The following is a 5218-nucleotide window of genomic DNA, read 5'->3' on the forward strand; positions in this document are numbered from 1 at the left end:
CCCAGGAACAGATATTCGGTGGGCTCGACGCAATGCGCCTCGGCGTGGCGGGACCCGATCGGCTCATAGCCATAGGTGCCGGCGGGGGCCGAGCCGACGTCGTAGATCAGCTCGCCCTTGGTCACGAAATACTGGCCATGGCCGAGATGCCAGTGCGGCGCGAAGGTCGCGCCCGGCTCCATCTGCACCCACAGCACCCAGTCGCCGGTCTCTTCGCTGTAGCGGAGCAGGCGGATGGTGGTGCCCGAGCCGAGCTGGTGCGGCTTCGCATCGGCGATGTTGACGATCAGGTCGCCGAGCTTTCCCGGATCATGTTCGATGGTCATTGTCCTCGTCCCTTCGGTTACATCGTTGCGGTCAGGCCCTCGTCGGCGATGATCACTGCGCCATGGATGGCGCTCGATCGCGGATCGGCGAGGAAGCAGATGACCTCCGCCATCTGGGCGGGGTCCATGAAGAAGACGCCGCGCGGGGAGGGGTGGTCCTCCATCAGAGCGGCGATGGCCTTTTCGCCTTCGGGCGTGCGCAGCCCGGCGGTCAGCGGGGTCGCGACCGACCCGGGGCAGACGCAGTTGATGCGGATGCCCTGTGAGCCCAGTTCGGCCGCGAGCGTGCGGGCGAGCATCGCGACGCCGGCTTTCGACGCCGAATAGGCGCTGTCGCCGGCGCGTCCCGCTATGCCCGAGACCGAGCCGACGAAGATCACCGATCCGGCACGCTTGGCCAGCATCGCGGGCAGCACTGCATGGGTGACGTAGAAGCTGCCCTTCAGGTTGACGTCGATATGCCGGTCGAACAGCGCCAGCGGGCTTTCGGGCACCGGATTGGGTGCCCAGATCGCGGCGTTGTTGACCAGGATGTCGACGCTGCCCGCCTCTGCGGTCAGATCCTCGACCGCGCGGGCGACGGCGGCCGCATCGGCGATGTCGACCTGCCGGCCTGCCGCGATCAGCCCGCCGCGCGCCGCCGCGTCTATGTCCGCCTGGCCCACGTTGGAGAGCACCAGCACCTTGGCGCCCTCGCGCGTCAGCTGCGCGCTGACCGCCTCGCCGATGCCCGAGGTGCCCCCCGTGACGAGCGCGACCTTGCCGGCAAAGCGGCTCATTGCGCCGTGTATCCGCCGTCGACGACCAGTTCGGAGCCATGCATGTAGCCGGACTCGTCGGACGCGAGGAAGCGGACCGCCTTGGCGATGTCGATCGGGTCGGCCATGCGGCCGATCGGATGGGCCGGCCCCATGCCGTCGAGCGCTGCCTGCACCGACGGGAAGAAGCCTTCGTCGACGAAGCGCTGCATGATGTGGTCGACCATGCCGGTTTTCACGCCCGACGGGTGGACGGTGTTGATCCGGATCTTCTGCCCGAGTGCCGAGAACTCCATCGCGCAGGCCTTGGAGAATAGCCGCACCGCGCCCTTCGAGGCGCAATAGCCGGTGTGGAGCGCCGAGCCGATCAGGCCGGCAACCGACGAGATGATGATGATCGAGCTGCCATGCGGCGTCTGCGCACCGGTGCGCGCCATCAGGTCGGCGGCGACCTTGGTACCGAGGAAGGGGCCGTCGACATTGACCGCCATCTGCTTGCGCCACTGTTCCAGCGTGGTGTTGGCGAGGCGCTCGACCACCGCGATGCCCGCGACATGGACGAGGATGTCGAGACGCCCGTCGGCTTTCTCGACATCGGCCACCACCTTCTGCCAGTCGGCTTCGTCGGTGACGTCGAGCTTCAGATAGCGACCATTGGGCACGGCCTTGGTGAAGGCGCTGCCGTCATCGACCATGTCCGCGCCGACGACGGACGCGCCTGCCTCGGCGAGCGCGGAGGAAATCACGCTGCCGATGCCGCCGGTGCAGCCGGTGACGAGGGCGACGCGTCCTTCGAGCGATCCGATCATATAGTCTCTCCTTCGATGTCTTTTTCGGTAATCGGGGTGCACAGGCGGATTTCGGGCTGGCCGTCGACGCAGTCCCAGCCGGCCGCCGACATGGCGACATGATAGGGCATGTCCGCATGGGCGGCCTGCGCCTCGGCGGTGGCGAACAGCTCTGTGAAGTAGAACAGGTTGGCGTCGTCCTGCGCCCGCATCACCTGCCAGATCAGCGCGTCGGGTTCGTTCGCGCGCACATCCCGCTGGAGCTTGGCGACGAGACGTGCGAACTCCTCGGCCCGTCCGGCCTTGGTCCTGACGATCATGACGACACCGATCATTCGGAGAGTCTCCCTTGGTGAATATGGAATGGCTGCAGCAGGCGGCGAAGCTGGCGCAGGGACCGGACCCGAAGGCTGCCGCACCTCTTGTCGAGCGTCTCCTGCGCGAGGCGCCCGGTGACCCTGACGTGCTGACCGTCGCAGGAATTGTTGCGCAGCGAAGCGGTGATATCGAGACGGCGCTGGCGCATTTTGCCGCCGCGCGATCGGCCGATCCGGCGAACCCCGCGCGGCTGGTCAATCAGGCGGTGGCGCTCAAGCAGGCGGGCCGGTTCGACGAGGCGATTGCCGCCCTGCGCCGCTCGCTCGACCTGCGGCCCGACGCACCGGTGGCGCTCGCCAATCTGGGCTCCTGCCTCATCGCCGCCGAGCGGGCCGAGGAGGCGCTGCCACCTTTGCGAAGGGCGGTCGCGGTCAAGCCCGACCATGTCGAAGCGTGGAACAATCTGGGTGTTGCGCTGGCCAATGTCGGGAAGCCCGCCGAGGCCGTAGAGGCTTATCGTCGCGCGCTGGCGTTGCGGCCAAGCTATGCCGAAGCCGCGCTCAATCTGGTGGATGTGCTGGTCGCGAAGGGCGAGAAGGCCGAAGCCGAAAGCTTGGCAAGGATGCTGCTGGCGGCGATGCCGGGGCATCCGCGCGCCTCCAACCAGCTGGCGGCGATGCTCGACGGCCGAGGCGATCTGGCCGGGGCCATCGCTCTGTATCGGCAGGCGCTCGAACGCGGGCCGAACCATGCGCTGGGAATCAATCTGGCGATGGCGCTGCTGCGAGCAGGCGAAGGCCGCGAGGCGCTGTCCGTCTGTGACGCGCTGATGGCCGCTTCGCCGAGCATCACCACGCCGCTGGCGCTGCGCTGCGCGGCGCTGGAGCGGCTGGGGGAAAGCGAGGCGCTGGCGGAGCTGATGGCGCTCGACCGTTTCGTGGCGGTGATCGACGTCGAGCAGGTCGACGGCTTCGAGACCATGGCGGCCTTCGATGCGGCGCTGCTCGCGGAACTCGAAGTGCATCCGTCGCTGACCTTCGAGCCCGAGGGGCTGGTGACCCGCGCGGGCCGGCAAAGCGACGAACTGGCCCAGGACGACAGCCCGGCGATTGCGGCGCTCGCGCAGTTGGCGCGCAACGCGCTCGGCGACTGGCACGACGTGCAACGGGGCGAAGACCATCCCTGGCTGCGGGCGCGGCCCGAGGACTGGTCGCTGACCTTGTGGGGCACGATCCTGGCGCCGGGCGGGGAGGTCGGTTCGCATATTCACGCGCCCAACTGGCTGTCGGGCGTCTATTATCCGGCCTTCCGTCCGCCGGCGGGTGGCGGCACCGAGGGCTGGTTCGCGATCGGCGCGCTGCCCGATGCGCTCGGCGGTGGCGGTACGCTGCATCTGCGCGAGCCGCGTGCCGGCCGGATGATCCTGTTCCCGTCCTATCTGTGGCACTGCACATTGCCGTTCGGCGGGGACGAGCCGCGGATCAGCTTCGCCTTCGATCTTGTGCCAAAGGGCACGGGCAATCGCCACAAGCTGCGGCGACGCGCCGTGCAGGAATGATGGTCCGGCTCGCCGCCACTTTGGCCGCGAGGTTTGGGAAGACGGCTTCGGAGGAACGAGCCGGACCACCAGGCAGCCTCAGAGCTTCACGCCAAGCTCGATCCCGAACGAACGGGGCGGAGCATAGTTGGTGAAGTTGAAGAGGCCAGCCACCGAGTTGGCCGAAACCCGATAGGTTTCGTCCAGAAGGTTGCGGGTGAAGACCGACACCCGATAGCGTTCCGTGGGATCGGCCCACTGGATGCTGGCGCCCACCAGAGTCCGCGCCTCACCCTGGGTGAAGGGCGCGTTCAGTGTGACCGATTCATATTTCGCCTGATAGTTGACGTCGGCGTTCAGGCTGACCTGCCCCCAGTCGGTCGGCGGGAAGGCATAGTTGGCTGTCGCGTTGGCGGTCCATTTGGGGACGTTGCGCAGCTTCAGGTTGGAGGCGTCGTCGTTCGTCCCGTTGCCGTCGACATCGGTGAAGAACTCAAGATATTTCGCCTTTTGATAGCCGAGCGACGCACCCAGGGTCAGGCCATCGACCGGCACCGCGCTGGCTTCGAGTTCGAGGCCGTAGACCTCGGCCTTGCCGGCGTTGGTCGTGCGGGTCTCCTGTCCGGGCAGGCCGGTGATCGGGTCGATGAACGGCACCACCGCGTCGCGCTGCAGGTCGTCATATTTCACGTAGAAGGCCGCGACGTTGAAGCGCAGGCGGCGGTCTGCAGTTTCGGTCTTCAGGCCGAACTCGAAGCTGTCGGCGGTCTCCTCGCGGAAGGGCAGCGCCGATGTCGCCGACATCGCCTGTTCGTTATAGCCGCCCGACTTGTAGCCCTGGCTGTAGGTGAAGTAATTGTTCACCCCATCGGTGATTTCCCAGCGATAGCCGGCGCGGAAGGTGGGCTTGGAGAAGCTGGCCTTGTCCGAAAATTCCGGCCAGAAGCCGCCCTGCACGATCGAGCGCCGCACCTGCGGCCGGACCGAGAAGGTCTTCTTCTCCTTGGTGTAGCGACCGCCGAGGAAGACCGAGAAGGGATCGCTGACCTTATATTCCGCCTCGCCGAACGCCGCATAGCTGTCGACCTTATAATCGGCGGTCGAGATATTGGGGTCGGTCAGTGCCGTCGGATCGCCGAGGAAGCGGAGGAAACCGAGGAAGGACGTCGCGTTCGCGTCGAGCTTCTGGCCCCAGTACATCGATCCGACGGTGAACTTCAGCTTGTCGGAGAAGTCGGACGAGAAGCGCGCTTCGAGGCTGTACTGATCGCGGGTATCGTCGCGCGTCGATACGAACAGATAGGCGCTTTCGCCGGTATAGTCGGACGGCAGGCTCGACTTCACCTTGCGATAGCCGCCGACGACGGTCAGCGAGCCGATGTCCTGCATATTGTGCTCGACCCGCACATATCCGCCGTCGACATTGATACGGTGGCCGTTGAGCGTACCGGGGCAGGTCGGCGCATTGGCATTGCCACGGCACAGCGTCGT

6 protein-coding genes are annotated in these 5218 nt (G+C 66.6%); 1 reads left to right on the forward strand and 5 read right to left on the reverse strand.

Annotated elements, in window-relative coordinates; all coding sequences use genetic code 11:
* The 4 genes from KAY22_RS24120 to KAY22_RS24135 all read right to left on the reverse strand — a co-directional run.
* Nucleotides 1-326: cupin domain-containing protein (locus tag KAY22_RS24120; protein ID WP_296625679.1), on the reverse strand; the 326-nt coding region annotated here is incomplete at its 3' end.
* Nucleotides 327-343: 17 nt separating this feature from the next.
* Nucleotides 344-1105 (reverse strand): SDR family oxidoreductase, encoded by a 762-nt coding sequence (locus KAY22_RS24125; protein WP_296625680.1) that lies wholly within the window; start codon nt 1103-1105, stop codon nt 344-346.
* Nucleotides 1102-1893 carry an SDR family oxidoreductase gene (locus KAY22_RS24130; RefSeq protein ID WP_296625681.1) on the reverse strand — a complete coding sequence of 264 codons (792 nt, stop codon included), beginning with the start codon at nt 1891-1893 and terminating at the stop codon, nt 1102-1104. Before KAY22_RS24130 ends, KAY22_RS24125 begins: the two co-directional genes overlap by 4 nt.
* Nucleotides 1890-2207 carry an antibiotic biosynthesis monooxygenase gene (locus tag KAY22_RS24135; RefSeq protein WP_296625684.1) on the reverse strand — a complete coding sequence of 106 codons (318 nt, stop codon included), beginning with the start codon at nt 2205-2207 and terminating at the stop codon, nt 1890-1892. The genes KAY22_RS24130 and KAY22_RS24135 overlap by 4 nt, the downstream gene beginning before the upstream one ends.
* A gap of 23 nt (nt 2208-2230) precedes the next feature.
* Between KAY22_RS24135 and KAY22_RS24140 the strand changes: the two genes are divergently transcribed.
* Complete coding sequence (locus KAY22_RS24140; RefSeq protein ID WP_296625686.1) at nt 2231-3748, forward strand: tetratricopeptide repeat protein; 1518 nt, start codon at nt 2231-2233, stop codon at nt 3746-3748.
* A 78-nt stretch (nt 3749-3826) separates the two neighbouring features.
* Here KAY22_RS24140 and KAY22_RS24145 read toward each other — a convergent pair.
* A partial coding sequence (locus tag KAY22_RS24145; protein WP_296625685.1) for a TonB-dependent receptor occupies nt 3827-5218 on the reverse strand: 1392 nt, incomplete at its 5' end.

The organism is Rhizorhabdus sp. (assembly GCF_018006725.1).
Lineage (GTDB): Bacteria > Pseudomonadota > Alphaproteobacteria > Sphingomonadales > Sphingomonadaceae > Rhizorhabdus.

What these genes read in the sequence shown, in the direction of transcription:
- KAY22_RS24130 (WP_296625681.1), bottom strand. Translation starts at nt 1,893, where the DNA reads ATGATCGGATCGCTCGAAGGACGCGTCGCCCTCGTCACCGGCTGCACC.
- KAY22_RS24140 (WP_296625686.1), top strand. Translation starts at nt 2,231, where the DNA reads ATGGAATGGCTGCAGCAGGCGGCGAAGCTGGCGCAGGGACCGGACCCG.
- KAY22_RS24135 (WP_296625684.1), bottom strand. Translation starts at nt 2,207, where the DNA reads ATGATCGGTGTCGTCATGATCGTCAGGACCAAGGCCGGACGGGCCGAG.
- KAY22_RS24125 (WP_296625680.1), bottom strand. Translation starts at nt 1,105, where the DNA reads ATGAGCCGCTTTGCCGGCAAGGTCGCGCTCGTCACGGGGGGCACCTCG.